Source organism: Lampropedia aestuarii, from assembly GCF_004803635.1.
Lineage (GTDB): Bacteria > Pseudomonadota > Gammaproteobacteria > Burkholderiales > Burkholderiaceae_C > Lampropedia > Lampropedia aestuarii.
In genome coordinates this window covers 103,022-121,269 of sequence record NZ_SSWX01000006.1, presented here as the reverse complement: position 1 = coordinate 121,269, position 18,248 = coordinate 103,022, and the positions used below count along the sequence as shown (strand labels likewise).

General features: G+C 59.9%; 16 protein-coding genes. All 16 read left to right on the top strand.

Annotation, left to right across the window (positions count from 1 at the left end):
* Positions 1 to 93 precede the first annotated feature (93 nt).
* The gene (locus tag E8K88_RS06260) at positions 94 to 1,911 is read left to right on the top strand and encodes a peptidase domain-containing ABC transporter (RefSeq protein WP_136405796.1); all 1,818 of its coding nucleotides are present in this window, start codon (positions 94 to 96) and stop codon (positions 1,909 to 1,911) included.
* Positions 1,908 to 3,260 (top strand): HlyD family type I secretion periplasmic adaptor subunit, encoded by a 1,353-nt coding sequence (locus E8K88_RS06255; protein ID WP_136405795.1) that lies wholly within the window; start codon positions 1,908 to 1,910, stop codon positions 3,258 to 3,260. The genes E8K88_RS06260 and E8K88_RS06255 overlap by 4 nt, the downstream gene beginning before the upstream one ends.
* Positions 3,261 to 3,315: 55 nt before the next feature.
* Entirely contained in the window at positions 3,316 to 4,833 is a 1,518-nt protein-coding gene (locus tag E8K88_RS06250) for a TolC family protein (RefSeq protein ID WP_240754366.1), read from the top strand.
* Between the two features lie 96 nt (positions 4,834 to 4,929).
* Complete coding sequence (locus tag E8K88_RS06245; protein WP_136405793.1) at positions 4,930 to 5,109, top strand: Flp family type IVb pilin; 180 nt, start codon at positions 4,930 to 4,932, stop codon at positions 5,107 to 5,109.
* 18 nt (positions 5,110 to 5,127) lie between these two features.
* Positions 5,128 to 5,670, top strand: a complete 543-nt coding sequence (locus E8K88_RS06240) for an A24 family peptidase (RefSeq protein WP_136405792.1) — start codon at positions 5,128 to 5,130, stop codon at positions 5,668 to 5,670.
* A 257-nt stretch (positions 5,671 to 5,927) separates the two neighbouring features.
* Positions 5,928 to 6,989 carry a Flp pilus assembly protein CpaB gene (cpaB, locus tag E8K88_RS06235; protein ID WP_136405791.1) on the top strand — a complete coding sequence of 354 codons (1,062 nt, stop codon included), beginning with the start codon at positions 5,928 to 5,930 and terminating at the stop codon, positions 6,987 to 6,989.
* A gap of 20 nt (positions 6,990 to 7,009) precedes the next feature.
* On the top strand, positions 7,010 to 8,425 hold the full coding sequence (locus E8K88_RS06230; RefSeq protein WP_240754364.1) for a type II and III secretion system protein family protein: 1,416 nt from the start codon (positions 7,010 to 7,012) through the stop codon (positions 8,423 to 8,425).
* A gap of 22 nt (positions 8,426 to 8,447) precedes the next feature.
* Complete coding sequence (locus E8K88_RS06225) at positions 8,448 to 10,001, top strand: pilus assembly protein CpaE (RefSeq protein ID WP_136405790.1); 1,554 nt, start codon at positions 8,448 to 8,450, stop codon at positions 9,999 to 10,001.
* A 4-nt stretch (positions 10,002 to 10,005) separates the two neighbouring features.
* Entirely contained in the window at positions 10,006 to 11,322 is a 1,317-nt protein-coding gene (locus E8K88_RS06220; protein ID WP_136405789.1) for a TadA family conjugal transfer-associated ATPase, read from the top strand.
* A gap of 49 nt (positions 11,323 to 11,371) precedes the next feature.
* Positions 11,372 to 12,343: a type II secretion system F family protein gene (locus E8K88_RS06215; RefSeq protein ID WP_136405788.1), complete on the top strand. Its 972-nt coding sequence runs from the start codon at positions 11,372 to 11,374 to the stop codon at positions 12,341 to 12,343.
* A gap of 61 nt (positions 12,344 to 12,404) precedes the next feature.
* Positions 12,405 to 13,424 (top strand): type II secretion system F family protein, encoded by a 1,020-nt coding sequence (locus tag E8K88_RS06210; protein ID WP_136405787.1) that lies wholly within the window; start codon positions 12,405 to 12,407, stop codon positions 13,422 to 13,424.
* 2 nt (positions 13,425 to 13,426) lie between these two features.
* Positions 13,427 to 14,416 (top strand): tetratricopeptide repeat protein, encoded by a 990-nt coding sequence (locus tag E8K88_RS06205; protein WP_240754363.1) that lies wholly within the window; start codon positions 13,427 to 13,429, stop codon positions 14,414 to 14,416.
* 10 nt (positions 14,417 to 14,426) lie between these two features.
* The gene (locus E8K88_RS06200; protein ID WP_136405786.1) at positions 14,427 to 14,819 is read left to right on the top strand and encodes a DUF3613 domain-containing protein; all 393 of its coding nucleotides are present in this window, start codon (positions 14,427 to 14,429) and stop codon (positions 14,817 to 14,819) included.
* Between the two features lie 53 nt (positions 14,820 to 14,872).
* Positions 14,873 to 15,445, top strand: a complete 573-nt coding sequence (locus E8K88_RS06195; protein WP_240754362.1) for a TadE/TadG family type IV pilus assembly protein — start codon at positions 14,873 to 14,875, stop codon at positions 15,443 to 15,445.
* Positions 15,442 to 15,927, top strand: a complete 486-nt coding sequence (locus E8K88_RS06190; RefSeq protein WP_136405785.1) for a TadE/TadG family type IV pilus assembly protein — start codon at positions 15,442 to 15,444, stop codon at positions 15,925 to 15,927. The genes E8K88_RS06195 and E8K88_RS06190 overlap by 4 nt, the downstream gene beginning before the upstream one ends.
* Before the next feature lie 66 nt (positions 15,928 to 15,993).
* Entirely contained in the window at positions 15,994 to 18,240 is a 2,247-nt protein-coding gene (locus E8K88_RS06185; protein WP_136405861.1) for a TadE/TadG family type IV pilus assembly protein, read from the top strand.
* The last annotated feature ends 8 nt before the right edge of the window (positions 18,241 to 18,248 follow it).

Below are 18,248 nucleotides of genomic sequence, written 5' to 3'. Positions count from 1 at the left end.
TTAGCTCAGTTTGTAACAACTTTAATGGTTCCGTGCTACGCCCCTCGACACCGGTTGCAAACCTGATGTGCGAGAACAACCGAAAGGTACCCAATGCTTAAGTACCTGATGCCAAGCCGCTTGCAGCCCCTCAGTCCGCCTGAAGGGAAACACCACGCAAGCACAACAAGCCCTTATGCAGCGGCCATTGCCGACGCGTGCACTGGCGCTTGGCAGCATGTGCGCGCGGCCGCATGGTTGTCTGTGCCGATTGGCTTACTGGGTTTGCTGCCCTCCATCTTTGTCTTACAGGTCTACAACCGGGTAATTGCGCGCGGCGGTAACTCCACCTTGATCGCCATGGTTGCAGGTGTGCTGTGCTTTCTGTGCATTGAATGGTGGCTGCGCCGCAAGCGCGCCAAAGCGCTGCGTGAAGCGGGCGCGGAGATCGACTACCGCGTCTCCAGGGCCTTGATGGCCTCGATGCTGCAACGGCCTTTGCAAGACCTGGAGCAACGCCCCACCAGCCAATGGCTGCAGTTATTCCGTGATGTTCCAGCCATGCGCTCCAGCATCTCAGGCGGTCTGGCCAGTGCCTTGATGGACTTGCCCATGGTCATTCTGGCCTTGATTGTGATTGGCATCGTGGCCTTGCCCGTATTGCCTGTGATCTTGGTGGCCATGGTGATCCTAGGTGTGCTGGCCTGGTGGTGGGCCGATGAGGTGCGCAGCGGCCGTGTCGAAGAGCTGGCGCAAGCCAGATCACTCGATCGCCAAACCACCGAGGTCTGCAATGCACGCGCCACCCTCAAGCTCTTGGGCCATGATGAGGCGGTGCGCCAAACTTGGCAAAACGATTACGACACCTGGCTCAGTGAGAGCTTTAGCAAAAACGGTGAGTTGGAAAACACACGTGAAGCCAACACCATATTGCTGTCCTTCTTCACCATCGCGGTGATTACTGTCGGTGCCGTAGCCATCAATTCGCAATGGATGAGCATCGGCAGTCTGATGGCCGTCAACCTGCTGGCCAGCAAAGCGCTGGGCCCGATTGCCCAGCTGGCGGGCAACTGGCGCTCGCTGGCACGTGCCAACGAAGCCACCCAACGCCTGCAGGCGGTGCTGCAAGAGCCGGTCGAGCCGGCCTCGCAAAACCTGTCACTACCACGCCCCAAGGGGCATATGCAGCTCAAACAAGCCAGCTTCCAGTATGCCAATGGCCACCACACCTTGGACGCGGTGAGCCTGTCGATGGGCCCAGGCGGTCTGCATGCCATCGTGGGCCGCAACGGCGCAGGCAAATCGACCCTGGGCAAACTGCTGGCGGGACTGTATGCGCCCACAGATGGCCATGTATTCATTGACGAGTACGATCTGGCGCAATTCTCGCGCGGCGACATTGGCGAATGGATTGGCTGTTTAGGCCAGCAAATTTACTGGTTCAGCGGCCCAATCATCGACAGCTTGCGCATGGTCAACGGCCAGGCCAGCGATGCACAGGTTGTCGCAGCCTGCCAGGTTGCTGGCGCGCACCAGTTCATCTCACGCCTGCCACAGGGCTACCAAACTGTGCTGGGCGAAGGGGGCACCGGTGTATCGGCCGGTGAGCTGCGCAAACTGGCATTGGCGCAATTGTTCTTGCGCAACCCCACTGTGCTGATTTTGGATGAGCCAAGCAGTGATTTGGATTTTGAGAGCGAAACCACACTGCTGCACACGCTGCACAAAATCGCCCAAAAGCACACGGTCATTGTCATCACCCATTCAGTGCGGGTGGCCTCGATTGCCCAGCGCATCTACCATGTCTGTGGCGATGGCCAGATCGAGCAAGGCACCGCCACCGAGCTCTTGCCCAAACTCTTTGGTGTGGCTCCAGCCACTGAGCACGCCAGTGCCGCCGGACACGGCCCAGCCCAGCAGGAGGCCGCATGACACACAAGCTGCCCCCATACCATCAGCTGCCGCAGGTACTGCGCCAAGCCCAGGGCAAGGCAGGCGTTGACCAGGCCACGCTGGCCACCGCCACCAAACGCTGGAGCGGCAAACACAAATGGGGCTTGCTGCTGCTAGCAGCGCTGACACTGACCGGCCTGTTTTATCCCGTTGAGAATGCAGTCGTCGCGCCAGGCAAGGTGATTCCTTCGGACCGTGTGCAAACCGTGCAGCATCTGGAAGGCGGCATTGTCAGCGCCGTGCATGTGCGCGAAGGCCAGGCTGTCGAGCGGGACCAGCCCTTGCTGGAAATCGATCTGGGCAGCACCAGCCTCAACTTGGAGCAACTGACTGCCAGACACGCGGCCACGCAGGCCATGAAAGTGCGCCTGAGTGCCGAGAGCATGGGCAAAACACTACAGGCCAGCGACTTCTCCAAAGAACTCGACAGCCAGGTGGTGAGCGCCGAGCTGGGCGCGTTTGAAGCACGCGCTTTGGAACACCAAGGCAGCCTCGCGGCCGCACAGGCCAGTTTGCAGCAAGCGCGTGCCGAAGTGGCCGAAACCCAGACACGCATCACAGGCTTGCAAACACGCCTGGACCTGTTCCAGCAAGAGGCCAATATCGCCCAGCAGCTGGCACAAGAGCAGTTGATTGGCCAGCTTGAAGTGCTGGATAGACAACGCGCGCTGGAGCAAGTGCGCAGCGAACTGGCTGCCGCCCAAAAGAGCCTGCTGAGCGCCAACGCCAAGGTCGCGCTAGCACAAGCCAAACAGCAAGAAACCCAAGGCAGCTTTCGCAGCCGCGCCTCGCAAGAACTGGCCAGTGTTGAGCGCGACTTGCACAGCCTGACCCAGGACCTGAGCCGCGCACGCACCCAGCGCACCCGCACAGTCGTGCTGGCCCCCACCGATGGCATCATCAAGGGCTTGCGCAGCAGTGGCACAGGTTGGGTTGTCAAACCGGGCGAGCCCATCATGGAGATCGTGCCCGACAAAGAGGAAATTCTGGTCGAAGCACGCCTGAATCCGTCTGACCGCGGTTATGTGCGCAGCGGCCAGGAAGTGAAGGTCAAAGTCAGTGCCTACGACTTTTTGCGTTACGGCTCAGTCCCCGGCAAAGTCACTCTGGTGGCCGCTGATGCCGACCGAGACCAAGATGTGCCTGATGCACCGTCGTATTTCCGCATTCTGGCCAGCGTCGAGCAGCCCTGGGTGGGCCGCACAGACAACCGCATCACCACCGGCATGCAAGCCGAGGTCGACTTGCTGCTGGGCCATGAGCCATTCATCTGGTATTTGCTCAGACCGGTGCTGCGCATCCAGAGTGAAGCGTTCCGGGAGCCATGACATGTCCAGGTTAACGCGCTTGTGCCCCACTCCATCACGCCCAGGCTGTGCCAGCATGCAACCTGCCGGCCTGACATGGACCGTTGCTGCCGCTTTGGTGCTGGGCTGCCTGCCTGCTCTTGCCCAAACCCCCAGTGCGCCGCCGCCGCCCTCTTTGCAATTGGCCCAACGGCTCTCAACCAACAGCCTGGCTGGCAACAGCAGCCAGCAACGCCTGCTGGAGGCCTTGCAAACCATGGTCGACAACTACCCTGAAATCCTCAGGGCCAAGGCAGCCCTTGCCGCCGCCGGCCAAGACCTCAATACCGCAGAACATGCGCGCTGGCCGAACTTCAAAGTCGGCACCAATTCAGGCAGCGTCAACCGCAGCAGTGGCAAAGAAAATTACAACGCCATCAATGCAGAAGTGCGCATGAGCTTGCTGGACGGCGGCGCCATCAGTGCCAATGTGCGCTCGGCCGAGTACCAACAAGCCGCGCAGGCCAGCATCCTGCAGGGCACGCGCCAAAATACCTTACTCGAAGCCCTGACCGCACTGCTGGAGCTGTCGCGCTACGAGCAAAAAGCCGCGATTGCGGCCGAGTCGGCCAACATCATCGCGCAACTGGCCAAGATTGAAGAGCGCCGCGCCGAGCTGGGTGCAGTGGGCCGCAACGACTTGCGCCAAGCCGCCTCACGCCAATCCAGCGCGCGCGCGCAGCAGCTGTCACTCGAGTCGCAGCGCGCAGTGGCGCTGGCGCGCTTTACGCGCTACTACAGCTTCAGCCCCGCAACAGGCCACCTGCCCCATTTGAGCGTGCCTGCCCAGTGGCTGCCAAACAGCCAGGCACAGGCACTGCAGCAATCGGAAGCCAGCAGTCCCGAGCTGCAAGAAATCGCCCAGCAAATCGCCAAAGCCCAGGCCGAGGTCGAACGCAGCGAGGCCGAGCGCTTCCCTACGCTCGAAGCCGTTGCCAGCCACACTTACGACCCCAAAGGCGTACTGTTCAACGACGGCACACGCATGGGCTTGGAGCTGAACTGGAATTTTGGCAACGGCTTTGAAGTGCGTGACCGCATTCGCAAGGCGATGAACGAGCTGCAAAGCCAGCAGGCCCAGCAAGAGGCCGTGCTGCGCCAGGTGCGCGAGACTGCCGCTTCATCCTGGGGCCGTGTGCAAGCAGGACGCGCGCGCGTCAGCGAGCTGCAAGCGGCCGTGGCAGAGGCCGGCGGCGCTTTCGACGGCCGGCGCCGTTTGCTCGAAGCAGGCCGCGGCAGCTTATCCCAAGTGCTGGATGCGCAGCTGGACATGCAAAACCTGATGCTGGAGCTGGCCGATGCACAGCACGACCAACGCATCAACGAGCTGCAGCTGGTGCGCACAACCGGCAGCTTGTTGCCTGAAGGCAGCTCGGCGTTGCGCATGCACCAATTGTTTCTGCACGCCCAGGTGCCTGACAGGACCGAGAGCATGGCCCGTTCACCGCAGCACAGCCAGCCATTGGCCTTGCTGACCGAGCGCCCTGCACTGCAGCTGCGCTTTGCACGGCACATCGACACCTACCCACACACCACAGCAGCGAGCTGGTGGTAGCCACAACACAGTCTTCACAAGCAATAGCCGGTTCACCCATCGCCAGCCATTGCACTCCTTCAACAGATGGGCGTTTTAAGTCAAAAGGAAGATGCCATGACCAACATCATCAAAAAGTTCTGGAAAGACGAAGAAGGCGCAACAGCTATTGAGTACGGGCTGATTGCTGGTTTGATTGCAGTAGGGATTCTCGCTGCGGTAACTGACATTGGTACATATTTGAAAGTAATTTTTGAAAAAATCAGCGAAGGACTACAAACACCTGGAACCCCTTAAAAAGCGGTACTAACCAGCATGGCTGCAACGGTACTCTTAGCAGTCTTTTCACTGCTATGGCTCCTCGTCATAGCAGTGATGGACTTGCGTATTCGCAAAGTGCGCAACTGGATGGTGCTGCTGGGCCTAGCGATAGGCACTGTGGCGCTATTCAGTGGCGCACACCCCTTCCAAGTCACGCCGTTGAACGGCGTGCTTGGCATGCTGGTGGCGTCCATTGCGCTGTTGCCGTTTTACGCATTGGGCTGGATGGGGGCTGGTGACGTGAAGTTCGCTGCCGTCATCGGTCTGTGGCTGGGCCCAAGCCCAGCGTTACTCGCCATTTGGGTGGGTGGCAGTGTGCTCGCCGGTCTGCACGGCCTCATTGTGCTGGCCTGGTCTGCACTGCAACACCGTCCATTGGGCGTGTGGCTACAAACACAGCTGGGTTCAGTGGGGGCACCTGCCAAACCGCTGGAGCTGCAGCTGAATTTTGTCGCCCGCAATCGCACGCGTTCCATTCCTTATGCCGGTTATATGGCGATTGCTGCCATTGGGCTGATGCTTTGGAGTCGCGCATGAACACCAACCAGGTCAACCAACCGGAGCCGCAAACGATGCAGAAGCACCATTGACCAACCTCCTATCCCTGATGGAGTCATTGCTGCTCCACCGCTATGTACCGCAGGTATTTTTCTCTCAAGGCGACTGCTGCAGCCATGCTGCCGCTTGGCACTGAAAGAAAAGTATCCGCATCTTGGCTCGCACCGATACTTTTTTAGATTCGCCATGCATCTCGCACTACCCAGACACACTGTCACCCCGCAGGAGGCCACGCCATGAGACTGACCAAAATCATTGCCGGCATATTGATTGTGCTGGCCCTGGCCCTGGCTCTGCTGGCCTGGCAGCTGATGCGCCAGCCCCAGCGGCAAGTCGCCCCTGCGCCAGCCGCAATGCTGGCCGAATCCAGCAGTCCCAGCCAAGCCGCACCCGCTCCACCACCGGTGTTGTATGACCTGGTGGTATTGGCCAAAGATGTACCAGCGGGCCACAAGCTCAGTGCTGAAGACCTGAAAATTGCCCAATTGCCTATGCCAGTGGCCAATAGCTTTGCCAGCACCAGCCAGGCTGTGGGCCAGACCACCACACTGGCCATGGCCAGCGATGCGCCTTTGTTTGAGCAGAATGTGATCAGTGGCCTGGCGCTGCAATTGGAGCCTGGCCAGCGAGCAGTTGCGATTGCTGTCAATGAGGCCATGGCCGCCGGCCACCGCGTGCGCCCAGGCGATTTTGTTGATGTGTTTGTGACCCTGGATGCCGAGTCCAATGACCAAAGCCCAGTCGACACACAAAACCGCTTGCTGATGGCGCGCTCACGCGTGCTGGCCTATGGGGGTGCCACAGTAGAAAACCCACCGCCAACGCTGGCCCAGCAACAAAGAGCCGAGCAAGACCCAGCCAACCAAAACCGCCGCACGGGCAACCAGCCCGGCCGTGACGAACACAACCAACGCCCGGAAAACGCCAAAACCGCCGTGCTGGCCGTGCCGCTGGACGATGTGCAGCGCCTGAGTCTGGCAGAAAAATACGGCCAACTGACCTTGGCGCTGCGCCACCCCGACGACCTGGCCGTGCCCGATGCCGCACTGTTCACCGCGCTGCCAGCCGTGCTGCGCCCCAAAACCGGCGCGCTCGCCAAGGACCAAGAGCTGCAAGGCGCTGACCGGGCGTTTGCCGGCATGCGCCTGCATGATTTGGCCACCGGCGGCGATGACAAAAACCGCAAGCGCGCCGCCGCCCCGCCGTTGCCCGCGCCCATCTCCAGCAGCCAGCAAGGCCCGAAACAGCGCCCGGTACAGATCTACAACGGCGCCAACGTGCAAACCGTGCATTACTGATGCGAGCAGGAAAGGCCCCTATGAACCACTCCCTCTTACTGCCAGCCGCGCAAGGTCGCGCACGCTCGCCACGCCAGTGCCTGGCACTGTCGCTGATGGGCACGCTGATCGGCGTGGCCGCCAGCAGCCTGCCAGTGCAGGCCCAAACCACCAGCTTCCCGGTTGCGGCTTCAGACAGCATTGCTGCACCACAGGATACGCCCAGCCCCCCCTTTGCAGAAGGCAGCCAAGCATTGCAACTGCACAGCGGCAGCCAGCAGGTGCTCAGACCAGGCTACGGCGTCAGCCGCATCGCAGTCGGCAACCCAGAGCTACTGGATGTGCAGGTGCTGCGCCAGACACCAGGGAGCAACTCCGACATCGCCGAGCTCTTGGTGACCGCCAAAAGTCCGGGCCGCACGAGCTTGACCGTCTGGCCACGCGGCAAAGGCGCCCCACAGTACTGGCAAGTGCAGGTGCTGGCGCAGAACCTGATCCTGGAGCGCAAACTCACCAGCCTGAGTGAGCACGCCCAGGCCACAGCCAGCTTGCGCACACAAGCTGCAGAAGGAACACCGCTGCAGGATCGCTCGCGCATCGCAGTCAAAAGCAACACCGTGCAAGTCGATGTGCAGGTGGTCGAGTTCAAGAAAACCGCACTCAAGCGTGCTGGCATCAATATCGCCAGTCTGGGTGCGAACGACCACGGCTTCAACTTTGGACTCTACAACCCCAGCACCGGCACAGGCCAGTCGCCGATTGCCGACGCGATGAACCTGGTCATGGGCTTTGGCAATGCGTTCAGCGGTGCCGGCCTGGATGTACGCCTGAGCGTGCTCGAAGGCAATGGCCTGGCACGCATATTGGCCAAGCCGACCTTGCTGGCCCATTCGGGCCAAAGTGCCAGCTTCCTGGCCGGCGGTGAGCTGCCCATCCCGGTCGCAGCAAAAGACGGCAATATCACCATTGAGTACAAGGAATTCGGTGTGCGCCTGCAGCTGACGCCAACCATTCTGTCTGACGAGCGCATCGCCTTGAAGGTCGCGCCAGAGGCCAGTGACCTGGACTTCACCAACTCGGTTTCGGTCGGTGGCGTGTCCGTGCCTGCCATTCGCACCCGCCGTGCCGACACCATGGTCGAGCTGGCCGATGGCGAAAGCTTTGTGATTGGTGGCCTGGTCAGCCGCAGCACCGCCTCCAACGTCAACAAAGTGCCGCTGCTGGGCGACTTGCCCATTTTGGGCGCGTTTTTCAAAAACCTCAGTTACTCACAGGAAGAAACCGAGCTGGTCATCATCGTCACGCCGACCCTGGTCAACCCACTGCCGCCTGGCACGGACTTTCAGCCGCTGCTGCCCGGCGCGCAATCCGAGCGCCGCAATGCCGCCCAGGTGTGGGAGCCGTTCTTGGCCGGAGGTCTCAAACCTGACGCCGCGCTGCCGGGCTTTTCGTACTGAGAGATGCAGCAAGAGGCCCGCCATGCCATCCCAACCCTATCTCCACAACGCCCACCTGTCCTTGTCAGAGCGCGGCACAGAGCCGGTGCTGGACACCGGCCCATCGCCCATTCTGGCGATGGCTGGCGCACGCCCAGACCAGGCATCCAGTAGCCCCCCCCTAGAAGCCAGTGCGCCTTCTGACAGCAGCAAGATGGACACCAACCCAGTGAGCCTGGATGCGATGCTGTCCAGACCGCCCCAGCCGCCTGCCAGCATGCCCAACAAACCTGCTCGCGCCTTGGAGGTGCTGCAGGCACAAGCCGTACGCACCACCTCCTGCGCAGATTTGGAGGGCGAGCTGCTGCTGGTGCATGCCGGCACCGAAGAAGGCATGCAGGCCTCGCACTGGATACGCCAGGTCCTCGACGGCGCCAGCCTGCACAGCGCGCGCTTTCAGGACAATATCAGCGAGCACGTGCTGCTGCTGCACCCCCAGCTGGTACTGGTCCATTTTGATGTGCCAGTGCTGGATCTGGCAGCCCGCCTGGTCGAGCAGTTGCGCAGCAACCATCCGCAACTGGCCATTGTCGCTCTGGGCCGCATGCGCAACCCGCAGTCCACGCTGGCGGCCTTGCGCGCTGGTGTCAAAGAGTTTCTGGATCTCGACGAGCAGAGCCAAAGCGTGCAAAACACCGTGCGCGGGCTGATGGCCAGCAGCCCCGCTACCATCGCCGACACGAGCCACACTGCCCCACTGACGGCACTGGTCGCAGCGCGCGCAGGCACTGGCTGCAGCTTGCTGGCCAGCCATTTGGCACTGTACCTGCAGCAACGTATGCATGCGCACAGCGCCGCTGCGGCGGTGCCAGGCCAAGATCCCAGCGACGCCGCCTTGGACACCTTGCTGATTGACCTGGGCCAGCCAGCCAGCGACTGCGCGATGTACCTGAACTGCTTTGGTGAATTTGATTTTCTCGCCGCCGTGCAGAACCTGCGCCGTTTTGACCGCAAACTGACAGCCTCGGCACTGGCCAGACAGGCCCAAGGGCTGCGCTTGCTGGCGCTGCCCAAACAGCACAGCCAGCACGAGCCAGCCCCTGCAGACACCGATCTGATCGTGCTGCGCCTGCGCCAGTACTTTCGGCATGTGATTGCCGACCTGGGCGCAGTGCAGCCCAGCGACCTGGGCCTGCGCGTGGCGGTGCGCGCCAGCCAAATCTGGGTGGTGTGCGAGCAAACCGTCGCCAGCGTGGTCAGTACCACGCAATTGCTCGAACAGTTGGTGGCCCACAAAGTCGACCAGGGGCGCATCCAGTTGATTGTCAACCGCTACGACGCACGCCTGGAGCTGGAGCCCGAGCACATCGCCAAACAGCTGCACATCCCATTGCTGGCCCAGGTGCCTGAGCGCCGCATCCCACTGACGCAAGCGATCAACCAGGGTGCGCTTTTGCCCACCACCCAGCACCGCGAGCCCTATGTGCAAGAGCTCAACCGGCTCACCGACCACCTGGCCAAACTGCACCAACTACAACCTGCCCTCAAAGCCCCAAGTGGCCTGAGCCGACTATTTAACCGCCACCCAAGCGCCTAAGCCCATGTCCACAATTGGAGTCCTACCGACCACAGAGCAGCAAGCGTCCGATTTTGAACGCGGGGCGCTGTTTGCCGACTTGAAGTACCGGGCGCATGAGCATTTGCTCAGCCGCATCGAGGAGCTGGGAGCGGAGTTTGGCCGTTGGTCACAAGCCTCGATTGCCCAGTTCGTTTTGCTTGAACTCGACAGCTTCATTCGCCTGCACTCGATTGCGGTGAACGAGCAAGAAGCCTTGATCGTCGCACGCGCCTTGACCAGGGAGCTGACTGGCTTGGGGCCGCTGCAAGACCTGTTGGAAGACCCGCAGGTCGAAGACATCTTGATCAACGGCCATGAGAATATTTATGTCTCACGCGGCGGGATGCTGCAGCGCGTATCGGTGCGCTTCAAGGACGACGAGCATGTGCTGCGCATTGTGCGGCGCATTCTGGCGCCCATTGGCCGGCGCCTGGACGAATCCAGCCCGATGGTCGATGCCCGCCTGCCCGATGGCGGGCGCATCAATGTGATCATTGAGCCACTGGCCATTGACGGGCCGTCGGTGTCGATTCGCAAATTCCGCAAAGACCCGCTGACCCCCAGCGAGCTGGTGCAGCTGGGCACCTTCAATGAAGACATATGCCGCATTCTGGAGATGGCTGTGCAGTCGCGCTGCAACATTCTGGTCAGTGGCGGCACCAGCTCGGGCAAGACCTCACTGCTCAATGCGCTGGCCAACTTCATCCCCGAGAGCGAGCGCATTGTGACGATTGAAGACACGGCCGAACTCTCGCTCAACCACAACCACGTCGTGCGGCTGGAAAGCCGCCCGGGCGGCTTTGATGGCACAGGCATGGTCAACATCCGCGACCTGCTGCGCAACAGCCTGCGGATGCGGCCAGACCGCATCATCGTTGGCGAGGTGCGCAGCGGCGAAGTGCTGGACTTGTTGCAGGCGATGAACACCGGCCATGATGGCTCAATGGGCACGATCCATGCCAGCTCGCCACGCGAATGCCTGTACCGCGCCGAAATGCTGGCTGGTTTTGCCGGCTTTCAAGGCAGCGAAGTCAGCCTGCGCCGCCAAATTGCCAACGCGGTCGACTTCATCGTGCAAATTGGCCGCCTCTCCAATGGCCGCCGGCGCCTCTTGTCACTGACCGAGGTCACTGGCATGACCGACAACATGATTTCGATGCAAGAGCTCTACCGCTACGAGCCCAGCATCGGGCCTAATGGCCAGGAGCAGGACCACTGGGTCTCGCTGGGCATCTCGCCGCATTCGAGCAAGCTGCAAAACTGGTGGCGCATGCAACAACAAACCCATAGGAATGCGTGAACACCATGATGCCACTGCCTCTTTTTCATAACGCAAAGGATTAACACCCATGTCGAATTTGGTGCCTGCTGTACTGCTCATCGTTGCGCTGGCCAATGTGCTGCTGGCGCTGGCGTTGTGGCTGCTCGGCCGGGCGCACCAGAAACAGCAGCAGGAGTCGACCGCACGCCATTTGCAGCATAGCCTGCAACGCGGCAGAGCGGCCGCGCCCACCGACCAGATGCAAGCCTTGCTTGGCCGCAGCACAGAGGACAAAACCGTCTTCTCCAGCGTGTTCAGCCACCCGCTGCTGCGCAAGCTCGACGACAAGCTGGGCATCTCGGCCTGGGGCCTGTCGATGCGCCAGCTCTACCTGCTGTTTGGCCTGGCTTTTGGGATTTTCCTGCTCGCCAGCACCCAGGCAGGCTTGGGCCTGGGCGCGTTGTTGCTGGCCTGCTACGGCTTGTTTGCCACCTTTGGCATCTGGCAGCGCATCAGCAAACGCCGCCGCGCTTTGCTGCAGCAATTGCCGGGCTTTCTGGACAATATGGTGCGCCTGATCACGATTGGCAACTCGCCGCATGCAGCCTTCCAAATGGCCGTGCCGAATGTGCCAGCCCCTTTGGGCGACGCCTTGCAACAAGCCAGCGCGATGCTCGGCGCCAACCCCGATCTGGGCCTGGCGATGGCGCAACTGGAGCGGACCTGGCGCCTGCCCGAATTTGGCTTGCTGGCTGCGGTATTTCGCATGAGCGTGCGCTATGGCGGGCGCACCGACCTGGTACTGGAGCGTGTCAGTGCCTACATCCGCGACCGACAGGCCGCTGAGCGTGAATTGCACGCCTTGTCGGCTGAAATTCGCCTCTCGGCCTGGGTACTGGCGCTGCTGCCTATTGTTGTCGGCGGCCTGATCATGGTACTCAATGCCAGTTATTTTCTGCGCATGTGGCAAGACCCATCGGGCCAGAACATGATTTTGCTGGCCGCTGCACTCGAGGTGATTGGCTCATTTTTACTCTACCGGCTTGCGAGGCTCAAATGACGCAGCAACGCTTGCCCACGCTGGCCCACGCTGACCGGCTCTCGCACCAAGGAGAGACCCGATGACCCCTGATCGCCTCCTCATTCTCAGCCTGGCGCTGGCTGCCCTGGGGCTGCTGCTATGGGCTGGCAGCTTGCTGTGGCGCTTGCGCCGCCAGGCCCAGGCCAGCAGCCAAATTCAGCATGTACTGCAACAGGCCCAATTGTCAACGGCCCATGCAGAGCCGGTTGGCCTGCCTGGCAGCGCGCCAGCAGCCCACAATGGCCGCGACCAATTCCTGCTGAACCCGCTGGCACAGCCATCTGCCAATACCAACGAGCCAGACGCTGGCGCGCAACTGCAAGCACCAGCCTGGCTCAGCTCAGGCCTTGCCAAAGCCTTGCTGGCCGATGAGGACCGCAAATTGCTCGACCAGGCCGGCATCTCGCTGCGTGATGGCAGCACCTGGTATGTGCTCAGCCGCTTCGTATTGGCACTGGCCTTGCCCGTGCTGCTGGTCTTGCTGCTCAACACCAGTGGCACAACAACCCTTTTTGCGGCCTTCTTTGGCCTGGCTTTGGGGATGATGCTGCCCAAATGGTATGTGCGTATCAAAGCCAGCAAGCGCCGCGCCCAGGTGGTTGAGGAGCTGCCCTTGTTTGTCGACTTGTTGCGCCTGCTGCAAGGCGTGGGCCTGAGCATAGACCAAAGCCTGCAAATTCTGGCCACTGAATTTGGCAGCGTGCTGCGCGTGCTCAGTGGCGAGTTGCGCATTGCCAACCAGCTCTATGCGAATGGCCGCACGCGCGAGCAATCGTTCCAACGGCTCGCAAACCTCAGTGCAGACGACGACATGCTGGCCGTGGTCGGTCTGCTGGTGCAAGTCGATCGCCACGGCGGCGCCGTGCAAGAGCCGCTGAACCAGTTTGGCATCCGTTTGCGCGAGAAACGCCAGGCTTCGTTCAAGGAAAAAATTGGCCACATCACCGTCAAGATGACCGGCGTGATGGTGCTGACCTTGTTGCCTGCGCTGATTGTCATCACCGCAGGCCCCGGCTTCATGGCCGTGATCCGATCACTGTCCAGCATGGGAGGGCAATAAGCATGTACTCACCTCGCCACCAGACCATGGCAGTCCCCACCGCAGCAATACCAACCGCAGCAATACCAACCGCAGCAGTTCGAAGCAAGAACGTGCGTACCCGTGTGCTTGGCAGCCTGGCACTGAGCCTGCTATTGGTCGGTTGCGCTGGCAAAGCCCCATCCGGCTACGGCCTGATGGGCTCGCAAAGCACGGCCGCCCAAGCCCAGGAACAACTGGCTGCAGCTGAGCAGGCCAACCAGCCAGATACGGTGCAAACCTATCTGGACCTGATCAACCAAATGCAGCAAGCGGGCCAGTGGTATGCGTCGCTGGCTCACGCCGATGCGTTTGAGAAACAGCACGGTGCCAGGCCCGAATCCACCCTGCTGCGCGCCGACGCACTGCGCAACACCGGTCAACTCGAGGCTGCCCAAAGAGACTACCAGAGCCTGCTGGAGACCAGCAGCAAAGGCCGGGCGCTGCGCGGGCTAGGCCTGCTGTATGCCAGCCAAGGCCAGTACGGCGAAGCGATTGCACAGCTGGAGCAGGCCAGGCAACTCAACCCGATTGATGCCAGCCTGCTGAGCGACATCGCTTACGCCCAGATGCTGGACGGCAATTTGCCTGCGGCGCGCGTTCCCGCCTTGCAAGCAGCGCAATTGGCCCCAGGCAATGCCAGGGTGCAACTCAATTTGGCGCTGTATTGGCTGGCCAATGGCCAGCAAGACGACGCGCAGCGCCTGCTGCAGCGACTCTCGCAGCCACAAGCCAAAGGAGCGGCGCCACTGATTGACCAGCAATCCACGCAGATGTTGCGCAGCCAGCTGGACCAGGTGTTGCAAGCCGCGCAGGAGCGCAGCGCCAATCCGGCATCCAGCCCACAGGCCAAGACGAGCACCGTCGTGTTATTCGAAGTACCCGGTGCACAGGCCATCGCACCAGAGCCGGACGATGCAGTCACCACCAACCCTGTTACGGCAGCAGCCCAGCCGAACACTTTTGAGAACTAAGGAGGCCACCATGACCGCACTTGTAATGACCCCACTGCGCTGGCTTGCCATCGGTGTGTGCCTGAGCCAAGGCGCACTGGCCTTTGCGCAAGTTGAAGACCCGGCAGAAATGTCCACCACACCTGCCGAAGCGGCGCTGACGCACTACCCGCATGTGGGCGACGCCGACCATTCTTCGGCGGCGGCTGCGCCGCTGCGCTTTCGCCCCGCCTCCGAGCGCACCGACATTGGCCGTGCCACGCAAAGCCTGCTGGCGATGCAACGCCAGGCCCCAGCACACACACCGCGCTGGATCGATGGCGACCAAGCCAGCCGCAGCTACGCACGCTATTTGAAGAGTTTTGAGCGAGAAATTCCCGAAAAATATGAAACAGGCGTGAAAACCGATATTAGCAATAAGTAATCCTCTGGTGCATGCGTTCTCAGCGCATGCCAGCACCCCGAAGGAGAGCCACCATGGCCACCAACCACACTGCAATGTCTGCTTGCCAAGCGCGCCCGGCAAGCCGCCGCTACGCCCGCTTGCAACGCGGTGTGTATGCGGTGGAGTGGGCGATTATCTTTCCGGTATTTTTTGCACTGCTATATGCGATCATCAGCTACGGCCTGACTTTTCTGGTGCGTGAATCGATGCAATATGCAGTCGAAGAAGGTGCACGCGCGGCCTTGCGTTACCCCAGCTCCAGTGTGCAAGCGGCAGCCCCATCCAGCCCGCCCTGGGAGCACCGCCGCACGCAAGCGCAAAACGCCACGGCCAATGCGCTGGCCTGGCTGCCTGCCAATTTGCGCCCAGCACCCGCTGACATCCGCTTCAATGTCTGCCACCTGGGCACAGCCAACTGCAGCAGCAGTAGCTTCAACCCCAATATTGTGTGCAACACCGCTACACCGTGCATGGTCGTGGTTGGTTATGGCGTGGCCGACTACCGCAGCCATGCGATTGCGCCGGCATTGCCTGGCCTGGGCTTGGTGTTGCCGGCATCGCTGCAAGCGAATGCCAGCATCATGGTCGACCGAGGTGTGCTATGACACGCACAACTGTAGGACCACGCCAGTCAACGCCGCACGCGCAGCAAGGCCTGGCTGCGATCGAATTTGCGCTGATTGCCACGGTGATGTTGGTGATGCTGATGGGCTTGTTTGTATTTTGGCGCGCCTTCCAGGCCCAGCAGTCGCTCACGCGGGCCGTCGGTGATGGCGCGCGTATGGCGCACAGCCTGATTGCCGCAGGCAAGTACTACCCGTGCGGAGTCACAGAAGCACCGACCAACCAGCAATACATTCTGTCGGCAATCCAAAGCCTGGTGCAAACCAGCCTGGAGCTCAGCGATATGCCAGGCCAGGTCAGCAGCAATCTGCACTTTGACCCCCCAAGCTGGTCATGCAGCACCGGACAGTTTTCGTTCCAGGTCAGGTACACACTGCCGCCCTTGATGGGTGAGGGCACACTGGAATTCGAGCCCGCGCAACTGACGGAAAAAAGCGTGGTGCATTTCGCACCCCTCATTTGAAAGGAGCTTGCCGTGTCATCGCTCGCCCTGCCCCAAGCCACTCCAGCCTATCCACAGCCGCGCGCCATGCCACCAGCGCAGCGCGGCGCCATCCTGGTCCAGTTTGCCTTGCTGGCCTTTGTGCTCATCAGTATTTTGGGCACAGTGCAAATTGGCTATATGTACTACGCCAAACGCGATTTACAGCGCGTGGCTGACATTGCCGCCATTGAGGCCGTCAATGCACTGACTTACGGCCTTCCCTCGACCTGCTCATCAGGACAAACGGCTGGGCAATTGAGTGTCACACAGCAATTGCGCGTGGGGCTGGAGGCGACCGACAACCATTTTGACTGCGGCCACTGGGACGCAAGCAAAACCGATGCGCAGCGCTTTAACAGCAACTACGGCACGCGCGTGGCCAACCCGCTCAATGCGGTACAAGTGACATTGCGCGGACAAACCCTTCAATTGCTGCCCTTTACCGGCAACCGTGAGATTGAGGCACACGCCATTGCAGCCAAAAATGGCGAGCCGGTCGCGGCTTTCTCAGTCGGCGCGCAGCTGCTGCGGTTTAACCCAGATGCCCCGTTGGGCAGTATTTTGGGTTTGGTCGGGCTCAACGTCGATGACCTCAGGCTGCTCGACAGCGATGGCCTGGCCAGCGCCAAAATCACACCAGCAGGACTGCTGAACTTGCTGGGTGTCGATTTAGGCATCAGCGATCTGGGTCTGCTCACTCCTGATGGTGTGGCCAATATTCGCAATATCAGCTTGCTCAATATCATCGACGCCTCGATCAGTGCCGTGACCGACTCGACGCTGGCTGTTAGCCTCAATGCGATGCGCGCACGCCTCGTCAATTTAGGGCTTGGCCATGTGGAAATTCCACTGGGCAGCAATACCAATTCGGGCGGCTTATTTGCCTTTTTGGCCACAGGCCGCGATGATCCGCTGGGCAACGCAATGGATGTGGAGATTGGTTTGGGAGAGCTGCTTAAAACTGCTATTGCAATTGGCTCAGGGCGCAATGCATTGTCTGTGCCTGGGCTCGATGTTGGCGGATTAATCAAAGCCAAGGCCAGTATTGTTGAACCTCCAACAATTGCAGTGGGGCCAGTTGGCACAACCGCTTACAGTGCTCAAATACGGGTATTGCTTGATATAGATACGCGTTCCTTGCTAGGAGGTGTGGTCAATTTTCTCATTGAAGGGCTGCTTGGCACGCGCGTCTATTTACCTATTGCCCTTGATGTCACAACAGCTCAAGCAGAGTTGGAGGCCATTCAATGCAAAGCAATGCCCCCCACCATAGACCTATCAATCGACTCACGCATTCTGAATGCCTGTGTCGGCGATATTCCCGCCAGCAGTGCCATGTCTGAACGCCATGGCTGTGAAGTAGGTCTTGGGCAAGTGCAACTGATCAAGCTGTTTCACGCACCTGTACTTGCAGGAAAGCTCCATGTTCCAGGTTTGCAATACACGGATATGGATTCAGGTTTAGAAATGAAAGTTGGGGATATTCGCTCCAGCCGCGCCAACAAAATCCAACTTGGAAACACCACCGAAAATCTGGTGATCGAGCTTCTTAATCTTTTAAGCGGTTTATTTCGAAAGCCTGAGCCTACCCCCAATTTTGAAGGTAGCTTTGACAACAGCGTCGTTATTGACCAATTAATTGAAACCTACCTAAGCATGCCTGAACTTTCCTCCATCGTAAAAACAAATGCAGGTTTCTACAATGTAGCGGGAATTACAAACCTGATGCTCAATGGGGCCACCATTGTGAGCGCAGGCGAGACCATCAGAATTGATCCTCTCGTGAGTAACTTTTCTTTTGAGCATGCCATCCCTACTACCTGTGTTTTATTTGTTTGCCCACCTAATTTGTGGACACAAGGCACATTCAGTGAGGCATTCAATGCGTACTCAAACACGCCTTACAGCCTATTGGATGTTGTAGGCATTCCAACACTTGGCAATAACTTTCAAAGTTGCGCAGGCCTCTTGTCCTCACTAATCAACAGAAACAACTGTATAAAACATAATTTGAAGGAGCTTTTGCGCCAGCACAAAAACCAAGTTGGCATGGACTCCTCAACGCTGAATAACATCGTTAATCAGATTATGAATCCAAAAACTGATACGGTTCAGTGCAATGGCGCTTTATGCATGCTGCTTAAACCTGTCTTAAGTCTGCTAAAACCAATCCTGAATGGCGTAGGTCAGCTTGTTTCATTGACGCTAGAGCATGTGCTAGGCATTGAGCTGGGGCGTTCAGATGTAGAGGCCTTAGGTATTCAATGCGATGTGGCTGAAATTGTTTATTAAATCCTCCA